General features: G+C 67.3%; 22 protein-coding genes. 12 read left to right on the top strand and 10 right to left on the bottom strand.

The window, feature by feature from the left end; genetic code table 11:
• The first annotated feature begins 149 nt into the window (after window positions 1-149).
• Window positions 150-1,028: an LLM class F420-dependent oxidoreductase gene (locus ACOGJB_RS14260; RefSeq protein WP_419837752.1), complete on the top strand. Its 879-nt coding sequence runs from the start codon at window positions 150-152 to the stop codon at window positions 1,026-1,028.
• Between the two features lie 82 nt (window positions 1,029-1,110).
• Here ACOGJB_RS14260 and ACOGJB_RS14255 read toward each other — a convergent pair whose 3' ends face one another.
• From ACOGJB_RS14255 to ACOGJB_RS14225, 7 genes are all read right to left on the bottom strand, one after another.
• Window positions 1,111-1,560, bottom strand: coding sequence for a hypothetical protein (locus ACOGJB_RS14255; protein WP_419837751.1), 450 nt, complete (start codon window positions 1,558-1,560; stop codon window positions 1,111-1,113).
• On the bottom strand, window positions 1,553-2,347 hold the full coding sequence (locus ACOGJB_RS14250; protein ID WP_419837750.1) for an enoyl-CoA hydratase/isomerase family protein: 795 nt from the start codon (window positions 2,345-2,347) through the stop codon (window positions 1,553-1,555). The genes ACOGJB_RS14255 and ACOGJB_RS14250 overlap by 8 nt, the downstream gene beginning before the upstream one ends.
• Window positions 2,348-2,360: 13 nt before the next feature.
• Window positions 2,361-3,446, bottom strand: coding sequence for a hypothetical protein (locus ACOGJB_RS14245; protein WP_419837749.1), 1,086 nt, complete (start codon window positions 3,444-3,446; stop codon window positions 2,361-2,363).
• 104 nt (window positions 3,447-3,550) lie between these two features.
• On the bottom strand, window positions 3,551-4,354 hold the full coding sequence (locus ACOGJB_RS14240) for a hypothetical protein (RefSeq protein WP_419837748.1): 804 nt from the start codon (window positions 4,352-4,354) through the stop codon (window positions 3,551-3,553).
• Window positions 4,272-5,822 (bottom strand): acyl-CoA dehydrogenase family protein, encoded by a 1,551-nt coding sequence (locus tag ACOGJB_RS14235; protein ID WP_419837747.1) that lies wholly within the window; start codon window positions 5,820-5,822, stop codon window positions 4,272-4,274. Before ACOGJB_RS14235 ends, ACOGJB_RS14240 begins: the two co-directional genes overlap by 83 nt.
• An 89-nt stretch (window positions 5,823-5,911) precedes the next feature.
• Window positions 5,912-7,102 carry a CaiB/BaiF CoA transferase family protein gene (locus ACOGJB_RS14230; protein WP_419837746.1) on the bottom strand — a complete coding sequence of 397 codons (1,191 nt, stop codon included), beginning with the start codon at window positions 7,100-7,102 and terminating at the stop codon, window positions 5,912-5,914.
• Between the two features lie 11 nt (window positions 7,103-7,113).
• On the bottom strand, window positions 7,114-7,521 hold the full coding sequence (locus tag ACOGJB_RS14225) for a hypothetical protein (RefSeq protein ID WP_419837745.1): 408 nt from the start codon (window positions 7,519-7,521) through the stop codon (window positions 7,114-7,116).
• A 118-nt stretch (window positions 7,522-7,639) separates the two neighbouring features.
• Between ACOGJB_RS14225 and ACOGJB_RS14220 the strand changes: the two genes are divergently transcribed.
• From ACOGJB_RS14220 to ACOGJB_RS14190, 7 genes are all read left to right on the top strand, one after another.
• Window positions 7,640-8,371, top strand: coding sequence for a flavodoxin family protein (locus tag ACOGJB_RS14220; protein ID WP_419837744.1), 732 nt, complete (start codon window positions 7,640-7,642; stop codon window positions 8,369-8,371).
• Window positions 8,372-8,565: 194 nt separating this feature from the next.
• Window positions 8,566-9,669 carry an epimerase gene (locus ACOGJB_RS14215; RefSeq protein WP_419837743.1) on the top strand — a complete coding sequence of 368 codons (1,104 nt, stop codon included), beginning with the start codon at window positions 8,566-8,568 and terminating at the stop codon, window positions 9,667-9,669.
• Window positions 9,670-9,812: 143 nt separating this feature from the next.
• Complete coding sequence (locus tag ACOGJB_RS14210) at window positions 9,813-11,240, top strand: amidase (RefSeq protein WP_419837742.1); 1,428 nt, start codon at window positions 9,813-9,815, stop codon at window positions 11,238-11,240.
• Window positions 11,241-11,289: 49 nt separating this feature from the next.
• A complete protein-coding gene (locus tag ACOGJB_RS14205; protein ID WP_419837741.1) occupies window positions 11,290-11,664 on the top strand; it encodes a hypothetical protein in 375 nt (124 codons plus the stop codon).
• A 158-nt stretch (window positions 11,665-11,822) separates the two neighbouring features.
• Window positions 11,823-12,128, top strand: coding sequence for a putative quinol monooxygenase (locus ACOGJB_RS14200; RefSeq protein ID WP_419837740.1), 306 nt, complete (start codon window positions 11,823-11,825; stop codon window positions 12,126-12,128).
• A 46-nt stretch (window positions 12,129-12,174) separates the two neighbouring features.
• Window positions 12,175-12,645 carry an FxsA family protein gene (locus tag ACOGJB_RS14195; protein WP_419837739.1) on the top strand — a complete coding sequence of 157 codons (471 nt, stop codon included), beginning with the start codon at window positions 12,175-12,177 and terminating at the stop codon, window positions 12,643-12,645.
• The gene (locus tag ACOGJB_RS14190; protein ID WP_419837738.1) at window positions 12,629-13,522 is read left to right on the top strand and encodes an SH3 domain-containing protein; all 894 of its coding nucleotides are present in this window, start codon (window positions 12,629-12,631) and stop codon (window positions 13,520-13,522) included. The genes ACOGJB_RS14195 and ACOGJB_RS14190 overlap by 17 nt, the downstream gene beginning before the upstream one ends.
• A 148-nt stretch (window positions 13,523-13,670) precedes the next feature.
• Here ACOGJB_RS14190 and ACOGJB_RS14185 read toward each other — a convergent pair whose 3' ends face one another.
• Window positions 13,671-14,075 carry a VOC family protein gene (locus tag ACOGJB_RS14185; protein ID WP_419837737.1) on the bottom strand — a complete coding sequence of 135 codons (405 nt, stop codon included), beginning with the start codon at window positions 14,073-14,075 and terminating at the stop codon, window positions 13,671-13,673.
• A gap of 372 nt (window positions 14,076-14,447) precedes the next feature.
• Here ACOGJB_RS14185 and ACOGJB_RS14180 point away from each other — a divergent pair, with 372 nt between their 5' ends.
• The 3 genes from ACOGJB_RS14180 to ACOGJB_RS14170 are packed head-to-tail and all read left to right on the top strand — an operon-like array spanning window position 14,448 to window position 17,711.
• Window positions 14,448-15,383 carry an alpha/beta fold hydrolase gene (locus tag ACOGJB_RS14180; RefSeq protein WP_419837736.1) on the top strand — a complete coding sequence of 312 codons (936 nt, stop codon included), beginning with the start codon at window positions 14,448-14,450 and terminating at the stop codon, window positions 15,381-15,383.
• Window positions 15,384-15,392: 9 nt separating this feature from the next.
• A complete protein-coding gene (locus ACOGJB_RS14175; protein WP_419837735.1) occupies window positions 15,393-15,983 on the top strand; it encodes an NADPH-dependent FMN reductase in 591 nt (196 codons plus the stop codon).
• 27 nt (window positions 15,984-16,010) lie between these two features.
• A complete protein-coding gene (locus ACOGJB_RS14170; protein WP_419837734.1) occupies window positions 16,011-17,711 on the top strand; it encodes an FAD-dependent monooxygenase in 1,701 nt (566 codons plus the stop codon).
• Window positions 17,712-17,886: 175 nt separating this feature from the next.
• Here the strand turns inward: ACOGJB_RS14170 and ACOGJB_RS14165 are convergent, their stop codons facing one another.
• Entirely contained in the window at window positions 17,887-19,446 is a 1,560-nt protein-coding gene (locus ACOGJB_RS14165) for a DUF3179 domain-containing (seleno)protein (RefSeq protein WP_419837733.1), read from the bottom strand.
• Window positions 19,447-19,766: 320 nt separating this feature from the next.
• Between ACOGJB_RS14165 and ACOGJB_RS14160 the strand changes: the two genes are divergently transcribed.
• Complete coding sequence (locus ACOGJB_RS14160) at window positions 19,767-20,210, top strand: VOC family protein (RefSeq protein ID WP_419837732.1); 444 nt, start codon at window positions 19,767-19,769, stop codon at window positions 20,208-20,210.
• Between the two features lie 91 nt (window positions 20,211-20,301).
• Here the strand turns inward: ACOGJB_RS14160 and ACOGJB_RS14155 are convergent, their stop codons facing one another.
• Entirely contained in the window at window positions 20,302-20,949 is a 648-nt protein-coding gene (locus ACOGJB_RS14155) for an MSMEG_1061 family FMN-dependent PPOX-type flavoprotein (RefSeq protein WP_419837731.1), read from the bottom strand.
• Window positions 20,950-21,101 lie beyond the last annotated feature (152 nt).

Raw genomic sequence — 21,101 nt, 5'->3', positions numbered from 1 at the left:
ACGCGTAGGCCGGACGCTGACAACTGTGCGACGCGTCGAAACGGCGGGCTGGGCGGACGAGCTGGGCGGATGGGCGAGCTGCGCGGGCGAGCCAGGCGGAGAGGACGCGCGGGCGGCACCCGGTGCGGGTCTTGCGTACAGTCCCGCAGATGCACGTCGGCATTACACCCATCAACTCGGCCGCCTACCTCGATCCCGGGTACCTGCGGTCGTTCTCCCAGCAGCTCGAGGAACTCGGGTACGAGTCGGTCTGGACGTTCGAGCACGTCATCGTGCCGTACGACTACGAGAGCCGGTACCCCTACAACCCCAGCGGCAAGCTGGGCCTCCCCACCGACGCAGGCTTCACCGACCCGTTCATCGCCCTGACGTTCGTCGCCGGGGCAACGCAGCGGCTCCGGCTCGGCACCGGCGTCAACATCGTCACCCAAGCCAACGCGCTCTACTTCGCCAAGCAGGCGTCGTCGCTCGACCACCTGTCTGGCGGGCGGCTCGAACTGGGCATCGGCGTTGGCTGGCTGGAAGAGGAATTCGACGCGCTCGGCGTGCCCTTCGATCGGCGAGGCGCGCGGGCAGACGAATACATCGACGCGATGACCGCCGCCTGGTCCGGCGAGGATGTGAACTTCCAGGGCGAGTTCCTGAACTGGACCGGCTTTTCGATGCTGCCGACGCCGGCTCAGCGCCCCCGCATGCCGCTGCTCATCGGCGGCACGACGCCACCCGCCATCCGCCGCCTGGTGGCCCGGGGCGACGGCTGGTATGTGATCCACAAGGACCTCGACGACTTCAAGCGCCTGATCGGCGAGATGCACGCCGAATGCGACCGCCAGGGCCGCGACCCCGCCGAGCTGGCGCTGACCGCCTACTGGAACTACCACCGCGAGGGGCTCGAAGCCCTCGAGATCTACCGCGACCACGGCGTGGAGCGGTTGCTGGTCAACACCGCTGCGCTGCGCATGGGCCGGCCTGCAGACGCCATCGCGCAGTTTGCCGACGAGGCCTTGCCGGCCTGCAACGAGGCCTAGCGGTGTTGCTCCCGGAGGAATCCCGGCCAGCCGTGTCTCACCAGACGGCGTCTCGGCCGGCGGCGCAACAGCCGGCGGTGCTTCAGCCGTCGCCGATGGATATGCGGATGCTGCCCGCCGGGTGCAGCGAGCAATAGCTGTTGAACGCTGCCGCCTCGCCGAAGGTGTGCTCGGAGGTCTCGCCCGGCCCGACCTCAAAGGGGCCGATGGTGTGCTTCACCGAGTCGCGGTTCACGATGATCAGCAGGTCGCGCAGCTTGAATTCCAGCTCGTCTGGGACGATCTCGACGTCCTCGCCGGCGGCCAAGCGCTCCGCCGTGCCGGGCGGGATGTCGATGGTGTATGCCTCGCCGTCAGGCTGATCGACGAAGCGCGACACCACCACGGGGATTACGGCAATCAGCAGTCCTCCCACCAGGTACAGCAGGAGGGTCCGCTGGTTCGGCCAGCCCCGGTCGCGCCGGCGAGCTTCGGACCCAGAGTCGTGGTGCTGATCTTCGGGGTGTTCGGCAGCTTCGCCCGAATCAGTCATCGGACCAGGTGCGAGCGTCCGGATCGTCCCGGTCGAAGTAGCTGCGCACGGCGATGCGGGAACTCTCGCTCTTGCCCATGTAGCCGACGGCGATGTGGTCGAGGTGGTTGATCGCCCGGCCCAGCGGCATCGCCTGTGCGTTGATCGACGCCTTCGACGACGTGACCGGCACCGGCGGCTGGTTCACGATGGCCGCGGCCAGGTTCTCGGCGGCAGGCACCAGTTCGTCGTCGCTGGACACCGTCTCGGTGAAGAAGCCCCACGAGTCCAGCTCCTCCACGCCGTAGGTGCGCCCGAGAATCAGCATCTCCTTGGCCCGGTGCGGACCGACCAGGTTCACCAGCGCCGGCACCGAGTGCCACGTCAGATTGAACCCGATGCTCACCTCGTTGAGGGTGAGGCTCATGGACGGGCTGCCGATACGGAAATCGCACGCAGCGGGCAGCACCCCGCCCCCGCCGATCATGTAGCCGTGGCACAGGCAGATCGTGATTGCGTTGAGGTGCATCAGCGTGTCGTACATGCGAGCGCCCTGCTTGGAGCCGAGCATCGCGTCGAGGCTGGTGCCGCGCGCCTGCTTGAGATCGGCGCCCGAGGACAGGCTGCGACCTTCGCCGCGCACGATCACCACCCGCACGCTGGGGTCCGCATCCAGCGCGAGACACGCAGCGTGAACATCAGCGACCAGCTGGGAGTTGACGGCGTTGTGCACCTCTGGCCGGTTCAGCACGAGGTGCCGCACCGCCCCGCCGCCGTCCACCCGCACCGTCTCAAGTTCCAACGACATCGCTGCTCTCCTGTCAGCCGGCTCCGAATCCGCCCGGTCCCATCATGTCGCCAAGATCGCCGACGATCTCGTCTGCGGGTGGTGTGTCGATAGTGATGTCGGCGCCGTAGTCGTAGTAGTTAACGACGTTGGTGATGTCGAGCAGGGCAGCGAACGCGTCTCCGAAGCCTCCCGATTCAGTGTCTTCGGCACCGCCCATGAACTCCTCGATCACTGCGCCCAGATCAAGGCTCGTTCGCCTGACGAGACCATTGCCGTCGATCCAGACATCGAAGATGAGCTCTTCGATGCCGAATTCTCCGCCGAACGCCATTACGTCGCCGCCGCCATCGCCGCCTCCGAGCGCAGCGCTCGATTCCGCCGCCAGTGCCGCTGCATCGACGGTGAATCGATAGTGGGCGCCGGCCAAACCGTCGAGATCCTCCTGGCCGACGAACTCGGCGCCGGTCAAGTGCTCAATCATGAAGGTGAGGTCGTTGGGAAGCCGGCAGACACCACCGACGGGCGTCTCGCCGGGCGCGGGTGAGGGGCACACCATCCCCATCTCCGCGACCGTTTGCGCATCGATTGTGAACCAGCCCTCGGGCATCGCCTCGTCGGCACGATCTCGCACCTCCGCAGAGACCACGTATCGCAGGTACTGAACGCCGTCGACGAACCGGAATTCGATACCTGGCCTGTCCCCATCTGGCCCCGCTGTCTCCCCGAAGTACGTCGTCATCGAGAGGTTCTGATTGCCGTCTACCTCAAACTGGACGGCCACGTTCGCCATGTCACCCATGCCCAAGTGCATTTCGCCGCGCACCGATGGCAGCGCGCTGTTGCGAATCGCTGCGATCAGGAGGGCCATCGCATCGGTCGGCGCCTCGTCGGCAGCCGCGGTCGTAGCCGGTGGCACTGTTGTTGTGGGTGCTGCGGTGGTCGGCGGCGCTGCGGTCGTCGCCTGCGCCGCGGCGTCGCCCCCGTCCCCGTTGCTGGCGTCACCGCCGCAGGCAGCCGCGGTCAGCGCCGCTGCCGCAATGGCTGCCGCGAGCCTCGCCTTGCGAGCCTTCACGTTCATCATCTCCTCGCCGATGCGGCGGCACCGTCTGTCGGGCACCGCTGACACGAACCGGCCTGTGGTCAGTATCTCAGCAGTTCATGTCCGCAGAGGGTCAGCATTTTCAGGGCGGGTCTCGGCCTGTGATGTGCCCGCGCTGACAGCTATACCGTGGAGATCGGATTCTCGATCAGGCCCAGGAATCCCAGCTTCTCGAGCCACTCACCCACCTCGCCGACGATCTCGTCGGCGGGCGGCGCATCAATGGTGATATCGGCACCGAAGTCGTAGAAGTCCATCACGACGATCAACGTCGGCACCTCGTCGATCTCCTCACCGAGCTCTTCGCCCAACGCCGCGAGATTCAGAGTGACATCCATGCTCATGCGATGCACCCGAAGGTCGTCGTCAACCCACAGCTCCATGGGAAGCTCGCTGGGCATCATGGCGACGACCAGATCCATGAAGCCCTCTGCGGAGCCGTCACCTAGGGCCGCTTCCATGAGCGACTTGAAGTCGAGTGCCGATTGGACTCTGATCGTCTCAACGCCGCGCACGGATTCACGTCCGACGATGGACGCCTCGAGCACGAAGTCCGTCATCCCGGAGAGATCGTTCGGCGGCACGCACGCCTCGCTGTCGAGTGCCGAAGCCGGTACCGGAGGCCCGCAGATGACGCCGAACATCTCCATCGTCTCGCGGCCCATCGTCATCCAGCCGTCGGGAATCTCGATGCCCGACTCGCCGAGTTGCCCCTCAGGAATGAAGAACCGAATGTACGCGACGCCGTCAACTAGGAGCACCTCGTGGGAACTCAGTGAATCTGGATCTCCCGGCACCAACTGCTGGGACGTCGTGGTGCGCGTATTGCCGTACGCGTCGATCTCATACTCGGCCGTGTTGCTGCCGGCATCGCCCATGTCGGTGGCGGCGCTCGCTCGGCTCGACTCGCTGACCTGAAGGCTCATGGCTGCGAGGACGATCTCTCGAGCGGTGAGCTCTGATGGATCTGGCCTGCCCACGCCGGCCAGATCGTCGGCCTGGTTGCCGGCGATCACCTGTTGATCGGACGATGCTCCGCACGCGCTCAGCGTCAGTACTGCTGCGACGAGGAGGGCCGTCAGCAATTTCGGCGTCGACCGCCGTTGCGTAGACCGCATCTTCATCGAGTTCCCTCGCACCGCGCTGCTGTGTGCCTCCGCCAGATATTGCCACATTGCGTAGGGCATTCTGCCTACAGGGGTGGGGGCCGGGGTCCATGCCGAGGCGGGTGCGGCCGTAGGCCTCGCCGACCGTGTCGAGATCGGCGACTTGGTGCTGTGAGGCCATGGTCGCGTCGCGGAATGCTTGCTGCAGGCGGCTGCCGTCGAACACGGCTCGCCCGCCGGCTGCGGTGGTGACGCGGTCGAGCGCCCGGCGGCACAGCTCGATGGCATAGCTGCCCTGATACTTCGCCTGGGCTCGCAGCTCTTTGGAGTCGGCCCCGTCTGCTGCTTGGCGCAGCAATCCGAGGGTGTCGTTGATCAGCAGCTCGGCCGAGCGCACTTCGGTGTTGGCCTCCGCCAGGCGCATGTGCAGACCTGGGCGCTTGGACTTCGACGACCCCATGTAGCGGTCGTCCTGGACGCCGAAACGCTCTGCGGCATCGTCGAGACCCGCCCGGGCGAGCCCGAGTGCGGTGGCTGCGACGTGCACGGCCAGCCCGGGCAGGATCGGCGTTCGGTAGACGCTGGTGCGGTGCCGGCTTGACCACGGCGAGCGGCCGCCGAGCAGATCGCCCGAGTCGATCATGCGGTGCGTCGGCACGAAGGCCTGCTCTGCGATCACGTCGCACGAGCCGCTGCCGCGCAGACCGATTGCGTACCAGTTGTCGTCGACGGCGATGTCTTCGCGGGGAATGACCACATGCAGCAGGCGGGGGCGCTCGCCCGGGGTGAGCACTTGGGAGCCCAGCAGGAACCACTCGCCCCAGATAGCGCCGCTGGTGAACGGCCAGCGGCCGTCGATGAGCCAGCCGCCGTCGCACTCGGTCGCAGATCCGACCGGGGCCAGCGAGCCGGGCACGATCGTGTCGGGATCGGCCCCGTAGACCTCGTCCTGCAACTCCTCGGTCATCGAGCCCAGCATCCAGCTGTGCCCGACGAGCACCATCAGCACCCACGCCGCGGCGCCGTCGTAGAGGGCGGCCTCGCGCACATTGGCGACCATGTCGGCGAATTCCCGCTCGTCGCCCCCGGCTCGCTCGGGCACGAGCAAGCGCAGCGCGCCTGAGTCGCGCAGCGCCCCCAGCGCTCCTTCGGCGAGACGACGGTGCTCCTCGTTCCAAGCTGCGTGGTCGGCCAGCACGGCACCGGTGCGCTCGTCGATGCGCAAGTCTCGAACCGAGCCGTCGGGCCCGTTCGAGCCATTCGAGCCCGTCACTTCAGCAGCCGTCATCTCACTATTCCTACTGCACTTCGCACGACGACTTCCCACAACGATTGCCTGGATCGGCTCGTTGGCTCGCTCTGCTGGGCTGGCCGTCCTTACTTCACTATTCCGGCGGAGCGGAGTTCGGCGATGCTGTCGGGTGTCCTGCCGAGCTCGGCGAGGATCGCGTCGGTGTCGGTGCCGCGCTCGACGGCGTGGCGCAGCTCGGGTGTGCCGGCGGCGAAGAGCGCGGCGGGGCGGTTCTGGCGGATCCGGCCGACGATGGGGTGGTCGACCTCGCGGATCACCCCCGTGTGCTGCACCTGGACGTCGGTCGCAACCTCGTCGGGCCGCAGCGCCGGCGCAACGGGGACGTCGGCCGCGATGAGCCGCTCGACGACGACGTCGCGGGCCACATCGGCCACCACGTCGCCGAGCGCGTCGAGCATCTCGCTGAAATGAGCGGCCCGTGACCCCGCTTCAGCGAAGCGAGGGTCGGTCAGCAGGTCGGGCCGGTCGAACGCATCGGCCACGCTCTTCCATTGCCCGTCGGTGAGCGGCATGACCGCCACGTAGCCGTCCCGGCAGCCCAGCAGCTTGTAGCCGTACAGCGGGTTGGGCCGGTGGTCGGCGTCGTCGGCCAGCACGACCTGCTCCATCATCGAGTCGGGCCACATGAAGCTGACTGCGGCGTCCAGCAGGGACAGCTCGACGTGCTCGCCCTCACCGGTCCGCTCTCGATTGAACAGCGCTGCACACACCGCCTGGGTCCAGGTGAGCGAGGTGACCTTGTCGGGGACGAAGCTCCTCACGAACTGCGGCTCGCCGTCGCCGCCCTGCACGGCGGCAATCCCGGTCCAAGCCTGGATGACGGCATCGTAGGCAGGCCGATTCGAGTACGGCCCGTCACGGCCGAACCCGCTGATCGAGACATAGATGATGTTCGGGTTGCGCTTGCGCAGATCGGCTTCGCCGATGCCGAGCCGTTCGGCGACGCCAGGACGGTACGCCTGCACGAACACATCGGCAGTCGCCAGCAGATCGGCCATGACCTCCCGGCCCGCTTCGGAGGCGATGTCCATGCACAGCGACCGCTTGCCGGCGTTCAGATTGGCGAACCAGCCCGACATGCCGCCCCGACTCGACCCAAACATGCGCAGCGGGTCGCCGACGACCATGTCCTCGACTTTGATGACCTCGGCGCCCTGGGATGCCAGCAGATGCGTTCCGCCGGGCGCGGCGATGAAGGTGGCGATCTCGACGACGCGGATGCCCACGAGAGGCCCCGCTGCAGTCGGGCCGGTCACACCGTGTCGGCTCAGGCGGGCTTGCCGCCGCGTGTTCGCACAGGCGACCACGCAAAGAACCGGACGCTTCGAATGCCGACGGCGTTCAGACCCCCGAAAGAAATGGGACCGAAAGCGTTCAGCCCGCCGAATGAGATGACGCCGATGCTGTTGAGACCGCCGATCGAGACGATCCCGATGGCGTTCGTCCCGCCGATGGCGACGATGCCGATGGCGTTCCATCCACCGAAGGCAACGACACCCGTGCCGTTGGCGGCGCCCACGGCGAGGACCGCTGCATCGGTCCTGGACACGTCGTCGAGCAGGCCCCATTGCGTCAGGGCGAACATGAGCGTGATGCCGCCGACGAGCAACAGACCCCACAACAGGGTGAGTCCTCGCATCTGGAGGCGCTCGAGCTTCCCGGGTTCATCGGTCATCACAGGACTCCTCGTGGACGGCAAGCTCTTCAATCGAGGCTAACTCATCGCGTTGCTCGCCTGCCCCGGCCTACATTGACCATCAGGCATCGACTGGCCACGAAGACGAGCAACGAGCATGACGAACGACGACGATCTTCCCGACTTCAGCGGCCTGCGGGCGCTGTTCATCAACTGTTCGATCAAGCACGACCCGGCGCAGTCCCACACCCGCCGGCTCATCAACCGGGCTGCGGGTGTGATGCGTGACCGCGGCGTCGACGTGGAGATCGTCCATGCGCTGGCGCACACCATCGCCTTCGGCATGGAGAAAGACCAGACGGTCAACGGGTTGGCTGACGACTGGCCGCAGATCCACGCCAAGATCATGGACGCCGACATCTTCGTGATCGGCACGCCGATCTGGCTGGGCGTGAAGTCGAGCGTGGCGACGCTGGTGGTGGAGCGGATGTACGCCTACAGCGGCGACCGCAACGACAAGGGCCAGTACCTGTACTACGGCAAGACGGCCGGCTGCATCATCACCGGCAACGAAGACGGGGCCAAGGCCTGTGCCATGGACCTGCTGTATGCCATGTCCCACATCGGCTACACGGTGCCCCCGCAGGCCGACTGCGCTTGGCTGGGCGAGGCCGGCCCTGGGCCCAGCTATGGCGATCCCCGTCCCGGCGGGGGGCACGAGGGCTACGACAACGACTTCACCAACCGCAACACCACGTTCATGGCCTGGAACCTGATGCACATGGCCAAGATGCTGCGAAACAACGGCGGGCTGCCCGCCATCGGCAACCTCCCCGAGAGCTGGCAGCAGCTCACCAACGCCAAGGACCAAGACCCCGAAGCCGACTGACTCGCCGGGCGGGTGGGGGCCCGATGTGCAGGTGCGGTCGTACCCGCGGCTCATGCGGCCCGTCAAGTTGGCGCATGGGATCATCGGGCCTCGCCGGCAGCGACTCGTCCGCTCAACCTGCGCGACGATGGCGCGCTGGGCTGCCGGAGGACTCGCGTCAAGCCGCAGCCTGACTACGCGAAGCGGGAGTAGATATGGACATCCTTGTCATCGGCGGGACCGGGCCTACCGGGCCCCACATTGTGAACGGTCTCGTTGACCGGGGTCACACCGTGACGATTCTGCACACGGGACGCCACGAGGTCGACACCATTCCTGCGCACCTCGAGCACATCCACACCGATCCGTTCGACGAGGACGCGTTCCGGTCTTCGATCGAGGGCCGCACCTTCGACGTCGTCTTCGCCATGTACGGGCGGCTTCGGTCGATCGTCAAGGTCCTCGAAGGACGGACTCCACGGTTGTTCTCGATCGGCGGCGTGCCCGTGTACAGCGGGTTCTCCGAGCCTGCGATCGAGTTCCCCGAAGGCATGCCCGTTCCCACCCACGAGAATGGCCGGCTGATCAGTGACGAGCGCTCGGGGCCCAAGCCGCTCAAGATCGCCGAGTCGGAGGAGCTGACGTTCTCGCTGCACCCCGACGCCACTCACTTCCGGTACCCCTACATCTACGGACCCAACCAGGTGCTGCCTCGCGAGTGGACACTGGTCAAGCGGGCTCTGGACGGCCGGCGCCAGATCATCGTGCCCGACGGCGGCCTCACAGTGATGACGTCCGCGTTTGTCGAGAACGCCACATCGGCGGTGCTGCTGGCGGTGGATCACATCGATAGCTCGGCGGGCGAGATCTACAACGTGGGCGACGATCTGCAGTTCACCTACGCGCAGATCGCGCAGATCGTCGGCGACGAGCTCGGCAGCCCATTCGAGCTCGTCTCGGTGCCGTGGGAGCTGGCTGCGACTGCCGGTCCATTCCTTCACAACCACTCGTCGACGCATCGCATCCTCAGCACCGAGAAGATCCGCCAGCAGCTTGGATACCGCGACCACGTGCACCCCGAAGAAGGGATGCGACGCACGGTGCGCTGGCAAGCGGAGCACCTGCCCGGCAACGAAGATGTGGCCGCTCGGCTGCAGGATCCCTTCGACTACGCCGCCGAGGACGCGCTGATCGCTGCGACAGAGCGCTACGCGAGCGATGTCAGCCGCATCGAGTGGGAGAACACGCCGGGCTGGAGCTTCGGCTACTACGGACCGCATGAGAATCCCGGAGGGCGCCGCGGGAGCTTCCGGGCCTGACCCTGATCCCGCTGACGGTGTGTGGGGGGTGGGACTGGCGGCCAGGCGAAGTACCTCGTCGGACGCGAAACCGCACGCTGCGCTAGAAACGCCCGGCGGGCTGCAATCTCAGCCTCGCATTGGACGGCTCGTGAGGGGGAAGAGTGACGGCGACGATTGCTGAGTTGGCGGCGGGCTACCGGGATGGGTCACGGTCCCCAGTCGAGGCCACGCAGGAGTGCCTGGCTGCCATTGCGGCGCTGGACGGGCGCGTCGGTGCTTGGCAGGCGGTCTATGGGGACGAGGCCCGGGCGGCGGCCGAGGCTGCCGAGGTTGCGCTGGATCTGGCGGCGGGCGAGCCGGTGGGGCCGTTCTGGGGGGTGCCGTTCGCACTCAAGGACATCGTGGACGTCGAAGGTCGGGTGACAACGGCGGGATCTGCTGCGTGGTCCGACCGGATTTCGCCGATGACGGGCACGGTTGCCCGGCGGCTGCTGGAGGCAGGCGGGGTCCTGCTCGGCAAGACCAAGACGGTTGAGTTCGCCATGGGCGGCTGGGGCACCAACCAGCACATGGGCACACCGTGGAATCCGTGGGACCGCGACGTGTTGCGCACGCCGGGCGGGTCGTCGTCGGGGTCGGGCGCGGCCGTGGCGTCGGGCATGGCGCCGTGCGCCGTGGGCACCGACACGGGCGGCTCGGTGCGGCTCCCGGCGGCACTGTGCGGGATCGTCGGGCTGAAAACCACCGAGGGCCTGCTGCCGATCGACGGGATCGTTCCCCTGTCGCACACGCTGGACACGCCGGGGCCGTTGGCTCGCTCAGTGCTCGACGCCGCGCTGATGTTCGACGCCATGTTGGGAACGCCGCCCGCCGAGGTTGAGCGGGATTGGCTGGCCGGGGCTGGTCGGTATGGGGCGCTGCGCGCGGCTGTGGACGGCGGCTTGGGCGGGCGGCGCATCGGGTGCTTGAGCGATGCCGAGCGTGCGGGTGTGGAGGCTGACCAGCTCGCTGCTTACGACGCTGCGCTCGAGGTGCTGGCTGGGCTCGGTGCCGAGTTGGCGGTGTTCGACCCGCCGACGTCGTTTGAGGAGATGAAGAACACCCGCTTTCTGATCGTGACCGCTGAGTCGTACCACTATTACGGCGAGCTCATGGAGGATCCGAGTTCCAAGGTGGACGAGCGGGTGCGGGCCAGGGTGCTGCCGGGGGCGCGGATATCGGCCAGCGCCTACATCGAAGCGATGTTGCGGCGACGCAAGGATCTGGCCGAGTTCGCAGCGGCCTTCGAGGGTTTCGATGCGATGGTGACACCGACCACGCCGATGCTGCCGCTGCCGGTGGACGAGGCCGACGAGACGAACACCCCGGCACTGTTCACCCGTGCGGCCAACTTCTTGGCGTTGTGCTCGACGACGGTGCCGTCGGGCGTGTCGGGGCCCGGATCGGCAGCCGGACCGGCGGGCGGCCTGCCGACGTCGATCCAGTTCATGTGCCGTGGCGGCGACGAGACGCTGTCGCTGTCGTTGGCTGCGGCCTACGAAGCCGCCCGGGGGGCGATGCCCGCGCCGCCGCTGTGGGCCGGCGGCTGAGACGAATACCGCAGTCGCTGACGACCGACGAGACAAGGAGCACCTGACGATGAAGATGACCTGGATGCGCACCGGCGCTGACGGCCGGACCGACTTCGAGGACCTCGAGGTCGCCACGACCCAAGGTGAGCGAGGCAGGGAGACCCCGCTGCTGGCAGTGGACGGCGTGTTCTTCCGCACCGACCAGCCGGCGCTGGACATGGACTTCCACAACGCCCCCCGCCGGCAGTTGGTGATCCCGCTCGGCGGCGAGCTCGAGGTTGAGGCCGGCGACGGCACGACGCGGCGAATCGGCACCGGCGATGCCCTGCTGGCCGATGATCTGAACGGTCAGGGCCACAAGTCCCGCTTCATTCCTGACGGCGCGACCGTGGTGTTCGGGGTGCTGGCCGACGATGTCGACCCCGCCGCTTGGCGGGCGTGAGGGCCGCACCGGCGAGCGCAACCACACTGGGCCCGGGTTGCTGGCCCACTCGATGTGCGCCCGCAGGCAGCCCGCACTGTTCGTGGTAGGCATGCAGCCGCGGTTCGATGCCCAGCGCATCTCGCCGCCGCAGCGAACCCCACCAAGGAGCGACGACCATGAGCAAGGCAACGGTGATCGGCAGCTTCACTTGCCAAGACGGCAAGGCTGACGAGATGGAAGCCGTGCTGGCTTCGATGGTCGAAGCGGCCAAGGACGAGCCCGGCGTGGAGATCTACTCGTACCACCGCGGCGAGGGAAACCAGTTCTGGTTCTTCGCCTTGATGAACGACGCCGAGTCGATGCAGCACCACGGTCAGACGCCTGCCATGCAGGAGGCGATGGCTGCCTTCGGCCCGCTGATGGGTTCGCCCCCGCAGATGCAGATGACCACGCCGATCGCGGCGATCGGCCTCAATCTCTAGCACGCCCACCCATTGCGGATCGGGAGCGGGCCATAGGGTGGGCGGCGTGCTGGCGGTGCTGATTCTGTTGCTCCTCTCGGTGCCGCTGTTGGAGCTGTTCGTCATCGTGCAGGTGGCGGGCGGGCTGGGCGCTGGCCAGACCATCTTGCTGCTGGTGGCGGTGTCGGTCGTGGGCGCTTGGATGGTGCGGCGCTCGGGGCTCGGCGTGCTGAATCAGATCCGCACTCGCTTGGCTCAAGGCGAGATCCCCGGCAACGAGCTCGTCGACGGACTGCTGATCCTGCTGGCCGCCGCATTCATGCTGACGCCCGGCTTCCTGACCGACGCCGTCGGGCTGCTGATGCTCTTCCCGCCGACCCGCAAAGCCGTACGCTCGATACTCGTGCGCCGTTACGCCAAGCGAGTCGACATCGCTGGCTGGTCCGGTGCACAGGGCGGTGCTGGCGGTCCTCGTCGCTTCGGCGCCCCCCTCGACGCCGAGAGCTTCACGAAGGACACCGATGACCGGACCGACTGACTTTCCAGGACCCCACGACCTAGGGCGCTCGCCCAACGAGGGTCCGATCGCGCTGAAGGATCGACTCCCCCTCGGCATCGCGCTGCTGGCACTCGCGGTAGCGATCGCGGCGCTAGTGATCGCCGTCGGGGATGACGACAACGTCGACGGTGCCGACCAGTCGGAGGCCACTGCCACCACTTCGGCGCCCGTGGCAGCGACGCCGGCCCCGATACCCACCACGACCATCGGCACGGTCCAGACACTGCCGCCCACGCCCACAACGACGGCCGACCAGCAGATCGTTACCGCCACAACGACGGCCGAGGTCGAAGTCGACGACGGCGCAGAGCAACGCTTGATCCTGGCTGTCGTGGGCATCGGCTACGACAGCACGCTGAACGTGCGCGATGAGCCGGGAGGCCAGATCGTCGCCAGGCTCGACTCGACGGACACCGGAGTCGTTCCGACCGGCACGATCCAAGTGGTCACCGGGGTGTCCTGGCACGAAGTGCACGCAGCCGGCGTTGTCGGCTGGGTCAGCGGCGAGTACGTGACGCCGTTGGGCGCAACCATCGACGCGACGACCGAGATCGTGGGGCGTCTCGGCGAAACGCCTAGCGCGGCGAACCTGGCGGCGTTGGGTCGGACCGTCGCTGGGGCTATGGCATCAGAGGAACCCGAGTCGCGGGTGAGGATCTCGGGTGAGCCGACAGTGGGCGAGCTCAGCGAGGTCACGATGGATGTCGTCGGTCAGCCTGACGACTCGATCCGTGGCTTCCGGCTGCACATATTCGCGACCCGCAACAGCGACGGAACGTTCACGCTGCGCAACGTCGAGGGCACCGTGATGTGCTACATCGAACGAGGCGTCGACGCCCAGGGCATCTGCAACTAGTGCCGTGTCAGGGAACCATCAGTGTGTCGGAAGCTGCCCAGACACCCGCAGTCATCGGCCGATGCCGGAAGTGCAACAGCGCAAACGATTGCTGACACGGCACTAGCGAGGGTCCGGCTGACGGGCGCAGCCGGTGTACCTGTAGCGGTCAGGCGCGGTCGGGCATCTCGGCGGTGCCGTAGCCCTCGTCCACCACGCCTTCGGTGAAGAACGCCTCCCACCACAGGCCGTTGGGATCGGTCACCCAGGACTTGTGCTGGAGTTGGTAGCCGCACACCAGGTCGTTCTGGTCGGAACGGGGCAGCTCTGCTGAGTCGATGTGGGAGCGAAGGTCGGCGAGCTCGCCGTGCGTCTCCGCCTGGATGCCGTAGTGGGCCGAGCCGGGCTGCCCGCAGCCGTGGGTGTCCAGCGAGAAGTTGACTCGGGGGTCCTCCAGCATCCACTTGGCGTAGTCGGGTCGCCGCAGCGTGGGTTCGCAGCCGAAGAGCCGGGTGTAGAACTCGATCGAGATGTCGAGGTCGTCGACCTGCAAACCGATGTGCATGCGTCGCATGGTCCGAACGTTACGGCACCCTGCGACGTGCTGTCTGCCCGGACTTGCCAACCAGCCGTACCAACTGCCTGCGGCAAACCGGTGACGCCGACCGGCTGAATCACGGCGTTGCATCGGTCGCCCCCGAGCGCTGACCTGCTGTGCCGTGCCGAAGAGCACAGCGGTGCCAACGGCTGCGCCAGTGGCCCGATGGCGCAGCAACATCACCACCGAGGAATGGGTGGCAGGCGATGACGGGTGCCAACGGCTGCGCCAGTGGCCCGTTGGCGAAGCCGCGGCAGACTGCTCGCCGTTGAAACCGGCTTCCCGAGCTGAGCACTCAAGTCGGATGCTGAGATTCGCCGTCGTCCCGGCAGCGAGCAGGAGACCACCATGTCCATTGCGATTGTCAACACGTTCGATTCGAGCCAGCGCAGCGACCCCACCGAAATCCGGCTCTACTACGAGACGCACGGCGACCCGGCCGACCCGGCGCTGCTGCTGGTGAACGGGTACTCCTCGCAGATCCTCGGGTGGTATCCCGGCTTCCGGGAACAGCTCGCCGAGCGGGGGCGGTTCGTCGTGAGCTTCGACAATCGTGATGTGGGCCTGTCGACGCACCTGGACGGGATCGAGGTGGACCTCGCCGCAGTGAGCAAGGCCGCCGTCAAGGCTGCGGCCGCTGGCGAGCCCATGCCGCCGGTGCCGTACACGCTGTCCGATTTCGCCGATGATGCCGTGGGGCTGCTCGACCACCTGGGCGTCGGAGCGGCACACATTGCCGGCATGTCGATGGGCGGGATGATCGTGCAGCAGATGGCCATCGACCATCCCGACCGGGTGCTGTCGATGACGTCGATCATGTCCACGACCGGCGAGCCTGGCTACTTCGAGGCCACGCCCGAGGCCATGGCGGCACTGATGACACCGCCGCCGTCCGACCGCGAGGGGTACATCGCCGCCAGCGTGGCCTCCCGCAAGGTCAGCTCGAGCCGGCGCTACTTCGATCCCGATCGGGCGGCCGAGATGGTGGCCGCCTCCTACGACCGCATGTACTACCCCGAGGGCCTTCCCCGGCAGATGGCGGCTGTGCGCTGCTCGCCGCCGCGGGCCGACGCGCTTCGCCGGCTGGCGGTGCCGACGCTGGTGATCCATGGCCGGGACGACACGCTGATCCAGCCAAACGGCGGAGAGCGCACCGCCGAGCTGGTGCCCAGCGCCGACCTGCTGCTGGTGGGCGACATGGGCCATGATCTGCCCGAACCGCGGTGGCCGATGCTGATTGACGCGATCATCAGCCACACTGCTCACGCCGGCCCACATGAGTGAGACGACACCATGAAGCTCTTGGCCTTTGCCGCCTCCAACGCCAGCCAGTCGATCAACCGGCAGCTCGTCGACTACGCCGTCCGGCTCCTTGCCGACGGGCAGATCGACGGCGTGCCGGCCGGCGCGCTGGAGATCAGCTCACTCGACCTGAACGACTTCGAGATGCCGATCTACAGCATCGATCGGCAGAACGCTGACGGCATCCCGCGGCCGGCGCACGACTTCTACGACATGCTCGGTGCGGCGGATGCGCTGCTGATCTCGTTCGCCGAGCACAACGGCTCGTACACAGTCGCGTACAAGAACGTCTTCGACTGGGCGTCACGGATCGACATGCGGGTGTACCACGACAAGCCGATCGTGATGCTGTCCACGTCACCGGGCGGCGGCGGGGGCGGGTTCGTGCTGCGGACTGCGGGTCATCTGGCCGGGTACTTCGGCAACGAGGTGCTCGCCAGCCTCGCTGTTCCACGATTCGGCGAGAATTTCGACACCGAGGCAGGCAGGCTGACCGACCCCGACCTCGATGTGCAGCTGCGTGAGGCCCTCGGCACGCTGGCGGGAGTGCTGACCGGAGGCGCCGACAACCCTGCTTCGTGAGGCACCGCTTCGTCGGTACGGTGCACCATGAACGAGCTGCGGGCGTCGATGGCTGACACGACGGTGCTCATCGCGGGTGCGGGGCCGGCGGGACTGTCGATGGCGATCCTGCTCGGACGCATGGGGCTGGAGACAATCGTCGTGGAGCGTCGCAGCGGCGTGAACCCCCATCCTCGGGCCCGGTCGATCAACGTGCGCACCGCCGAGCTGATGCGCCAGTGGGGGGTGCTCGACGAGATGTTGGAGGTGAGCCTGCCGCTGCCGTGGACCGAGCAATTCGTGTACTGCGAGACCTTGGCGGGCGATGAGATCGGCCGTGTGACGACCAATGTCCAGCCGGTCGTGGACGGTGTGGAACTCTCGCCAGCGCCGTGGCTGCTGACATCGCAGGACCGGATCGAGGAGATCCTGCTCCGCCACCTCGGTGGCATGAGCGAAGTGCAGATCTATTGGGACACTGACTTCGTCGAGGTCGCTCAAGACGGCGAGCAGGTGGAGGTCGAGGTGCGCGGCCCATCGGGTACCCGGCACCTCACGGCTCGCTGGCTGGTCGGTGCCGACGGGGCTGCGTCGAGAGTGCGACGCAGCCTCGACATTGACATGGCCGGCATCGCCAGCTTCGGGACGATGATCAACTGCCAGTTCTACGCCGACCTCGGGCCGTGGACCGATCATCGCCCCGCTGCCCTGTACTGGACGACGAGTCCGGCACGCAACGTCTTCCAGAAGATCGATGTCAACGACCGGTGGCTGTGCCAGCTCAACTACGACCCGTCGATGCACCGGCCGGAAGACTTCGACGTCGACACGGCAACGGAGTGGATCCGCCGGTCGATCGGGCCGGATCTTCCTGAGGACTTTGACCTGCGGGTCACCGATGTCATCCCGTGGGTCATGTCCTCGACGGTGGCTGAGAGGTTTTCCGACGGGCAGGTATTCCTGATCGGCGATGCGGCTCACCAGCTCCCGCCGACGGGCGGATTCGGCATGAACACGGCGATCCAGGACGCCCACAACCTGGCTTGGAAGCTCGCCGCGGTGGCAGGGGGTCATGCGGGCGCGGCGCTGCTCGATACCTATGGAATCGAGCGGGCGCCCGTCGCGCAGTACAACGCAGATCGGTCTCGTGAGAACTCCCGCAGCGTCGGGCGGATCCGGCGGCTGGTCGAATCCGGCACGGCGACCGTCGAGCAGAAGCGCGAGGCCCTCGGTGCCTCGACGCAGTATGGGAGCTGGCTCGGCATGGATTTGGGGCTGCGGTACGACGAGGGGTGCCTCATTCCTGATGGGACTGAGCCTCCGCAGGTGGATGACCCTGTGTCGGTCTATTCGCCGACGGCACGGCCGGGTCACCGTGCTCCCCATGTCTGGATTGACGGGGCGACGTCGACCCTGGATCTCTTCGACACGCAGTTCGTTCTGCTGTGCGGGTCTGACGTCGAAGCCGAGTCCGACACTGAGAACGAGCCCGGAGCCGTTGGGACCGGCACCGTGGCTGACGCCGGGTTCGTTGCCGAAGACGCCGGCCGCAGCGGACACCCGGCACTGCGAGTGCTGCGGCTCGGTGTTGATCTCGCCGATCCGGGCGGACGGATAGCCGATGTCTATGGCATCGGCCGCTCTGGAGCCGTGCTGGTCCGGCCCGACGGCCACGTCGCCTGGCGAGATCTGCACGCAACGGCCACTTCAGCGATAGCGGCGCTCAACACGCTGCTCAAGCAGGCTTAGCCAAGCGCGGACAGGCGCCGCACTATCGCGGCGCGGCATCGAGCCTCGGTCTCAGCCCCCTTACGGCCGCCGTCGGCCCGGTTCCGCTGGCTTGTAACCGCCGCGCATCGCGGAGGCGACAGTCGAACCTGCGTCCGGCGCCATCGATCTGGGGCAGCTCGGACGAGGTCGCCGACTAGGGCTCCCACAGCAGCGTGTCTGCCATGAACTGGCTCCAGGCGAACCAGAACGACTGGTGGCCTTCGATGGGATTGCCGTCCGCGTCGACGGCACGCACCCCGCCGCCGTCGAGCTGCAGCGTGACGCCGGCGAGCTCGACGGTGCTGCCTGCCTCGAGTTCGGCCCTGGCTGCTTCGACCCCGAAGGCGACCGGGGTGCCGTCGTCGAGCACGACGCCGAAGACCTGGTCTTGGACGCTGAGTCGCTCGTCGACATCGCCGACCGGGAAAATCGGCCCGTTGTCGTCCCGCCCGCCCAGCGGGTTGAACGGGTAGCTGCGCCCGATCCCGCCGTCGGAGGCGATGATCGTCGTGTCGGGATGGGCGGCCTTCCACTCGCCCCACGTGGTGGTGACCACGGTGGTCTGGGGCAGCACGACGCCTCGCTCGCGCAGCGGACCCGAGATGGCCCTGCCCGTGAAGGTGTTGAACACCGACTTGGTGACGAGGTCGTACATGACCTTGTTCGACCGTGAGAGCAAGCCCGAAGTCCGCAGCACCGGGGTGGCCACGCCGTCGGGCACTTCGGCGGTCAGGTACGCCTGCGCGGAGCCGCACAGCGTGCAGTACGGCATGCCGATGCGTTGGCCCCCGAGGGTGTCGTTGATCATCTCGTGGATTTCCATGATGTGGCGGGGGTATGCCCGGGCTTCGTCGCCGAGCACGACGGCGAACACGACGCCGTCGTCGGGGTACCACGAGCCGTCTTCGGCATCGGTGACGCCGGGGTTGTCGAGGGCGGGGATGCAGCCCCGGGGGCACGGGCGGGGGTCGCCGAGCTCTCGGTTGTCGATCAGCACCCCGCCCCAGCTCACGATGCGCCAGTCGATGTCGGAGTCGGTGTCGTCGAAGAACGGCTGCCAGCCGGGCTCGATGAGCGTGAACAGCCGCTGCTTGTACTCGGGGTAGCCGTCGAAGACGGGCAGATCCCAGGCGAGCAGGTGATCGGTCACCGATTGCCATGGGCTGCGGCGGGCCACGGGGTCGTCGAACAGTCTGACGCCGGTCAGCGACTGGAAGGCCGAGACGGCCCCGTCGGTGAGTTCGCCAGGAGGGACGAACCTGAGCAAGTCGGCGACGATCCAGGCCAGTCGCGGGTCGCCCGTTCGGCCGAGTTGGGCGACGGCGTCGCCGTCGATGCCGCCCCGCAGCAAACCGGACCAGACCATGTTGAGGTCGTTGAGCACGGTGCGTTGCAGCTGACCGGTCGGCACCTCAGGTGCGGGAGGGAACGTGTAGCCGAGGAAGTTGCGCAACTTCCCGGTGTCGCGTGGATTCAGGACGACGGCGTCGGTGTCTGAGGCTGTTGTCGTGCCGGGAGCGTCGGGTTGTGCCGTCGCCGCCGCGGGGGAATCATCGGGAGCATCCTCTGCCCGGTCCGCCGTCTGACCGCCCGCCGACGCAGCCGTTCCCGACTCTGAAGCAGGGGCCGGCGTCGGCGCAGTCGTCTCGGCGGCGGCGCAGGCGGCTGCCAGCAGCGCAGTTCCGATCAGCAGAGCGCAGACGCGGGACCGCACGAGGCCACCCTATGACGCCGCGCGCCGTACGTTGCCTCACCCGCTGACGCGCTTTGCCACGCGCCTTCCACGTGGCGCAGGGCGTCGGGTTACGCCGGTCTCGCGCCAGTTACCAGAGTCCGGCGACGTGCGGAGGGCCCTCCAGAAGTTCTTCATGGCGCAGGCGCTTTCTTGGACGGAGCAGACGCAGTCCCCTGCGGCGATCCTACGGTGCTCCATCGAACCGGCTAGCTCGCCCTCGGTACGCTCGCCCATGGGGGATATCTGGCGCCGTCGACAGCATGGGCACTGACGGCCGGGACGCCCCGGGAGGTTGTCTGATGTTCCGATTGACGTCGCTGGATCACATCGTGCTGCGGGTCTCCGACGTCGAGCGGAGCATGGACTTCTATGCGTCGGTGCTGGGCTGTGGCGTCGAGCACGTCAACGCCGAGATCGGCCTGTATCAGATGCGAGCCGGCGATTCCATCATCGACCTCGTCGACGTCGCGGGTGCGCTCGGCCAAGAGGGCGGCCCGCCGCCGGGTCCGACGGCACACAACGTCGATCACTTCTGCGTCCGGATCGAGCCCTTCGACGAGGACGAGCTGCGCCGGTATCTCGTCGGCCACGGCGTCGAGGCCGGCCGCCTGTACAACAACTGGGGCGCCGACGGGCGCGGGCCCTCGATGTACATCAAGGATCCCGACGGCAACACGGTCGAGCTCAAGGGCCCCCCGACCCATCCCTACGACCCCGACATCGGCTACATCAACGCGCCATAGACCGTCCGCCGACAGCATCCGAATGAAGCGCGCTGCGCACTGCCTGAACGACGTGGCCGCGCGGTGTGCGGCTGGCTCTGAGCTTCCTCGATCAACCCGCGTCGGACCACAGCGTGGCTTCGTAGCCCGCCTCGAGGTTCTGGTCGATTTCCTCGGGCTCGGCCCGTAGCTCGTGCTGGGAGGCGAGGATCTCCCCCGCGGTGGGCACCTCGCTCTCGGGCCACGTCGAGGCGTCCCAGATGTTGGCGCGTATCAATGCCTTCCCGCAGTGGAGAAAGCACTCGTCGACATCGATGACCACCGCTGTCTTGGGCACCCGATCCCCCACAGCCGCTGCAGCGCAGATGTCGGGATCGGTCGTGAGCGAGGCAGCGCCGTTCACCCGCACGGTGTGGTCGCTGCCGGGCACGAAGAAGATCAAGCCGACGTGGGGATTGTCCAGGAAGTTCGTGTACGAATCGAGACGGTTGTTGCCGGCGAGGTCGCCGAAGGCCAGCCGTGCACCGTCATCGAGCACACGGGCGAATCCGGCAGGCCCACCGCGGGGCGAGGCGTCAGTGCCGCCAGGGCCATGGGTCGCCAACACGCACAGCGGCGACAGCGCCAGGAACCGGGCCGACTCGGCGTCGATCGCCGGCACGTTCTTGTTGGCCACCAGCTTGGACGGCTGGCGATAGATCTCCCGCAGTGCAGTCGTGTTACTGATCTGACTGACTTGCTCGCTGACTTGTCGGTCCATGGATCCCCCGCTTGAACTCCGTCGCTTCAGTCTCGTCGCTGAGCTTCCGTCGCGTCGGTTCTCGACCACACTTGCCTGCCAAAGTCCCCACGCGTCGGCGCTTCGGTGCCCAGTGGCACATCATCTGCCTCCGTCGCGGACTTGCTTTCCAC

The organism is Candidatus Poriferisodalis sp. (genome assembly GCF_965208895.1).
Classification (GTDB): domain Bacteria; phylum Actinomycetota; class Acidimicrobiia; order Acidimicrobiales; family Poriferisodalaceae; genus Poriferisodalis.
Note: the sequence above shows the minus strand (reverse complement) of the source record. Positions and strands in the feature narration are given on the sequence as shown.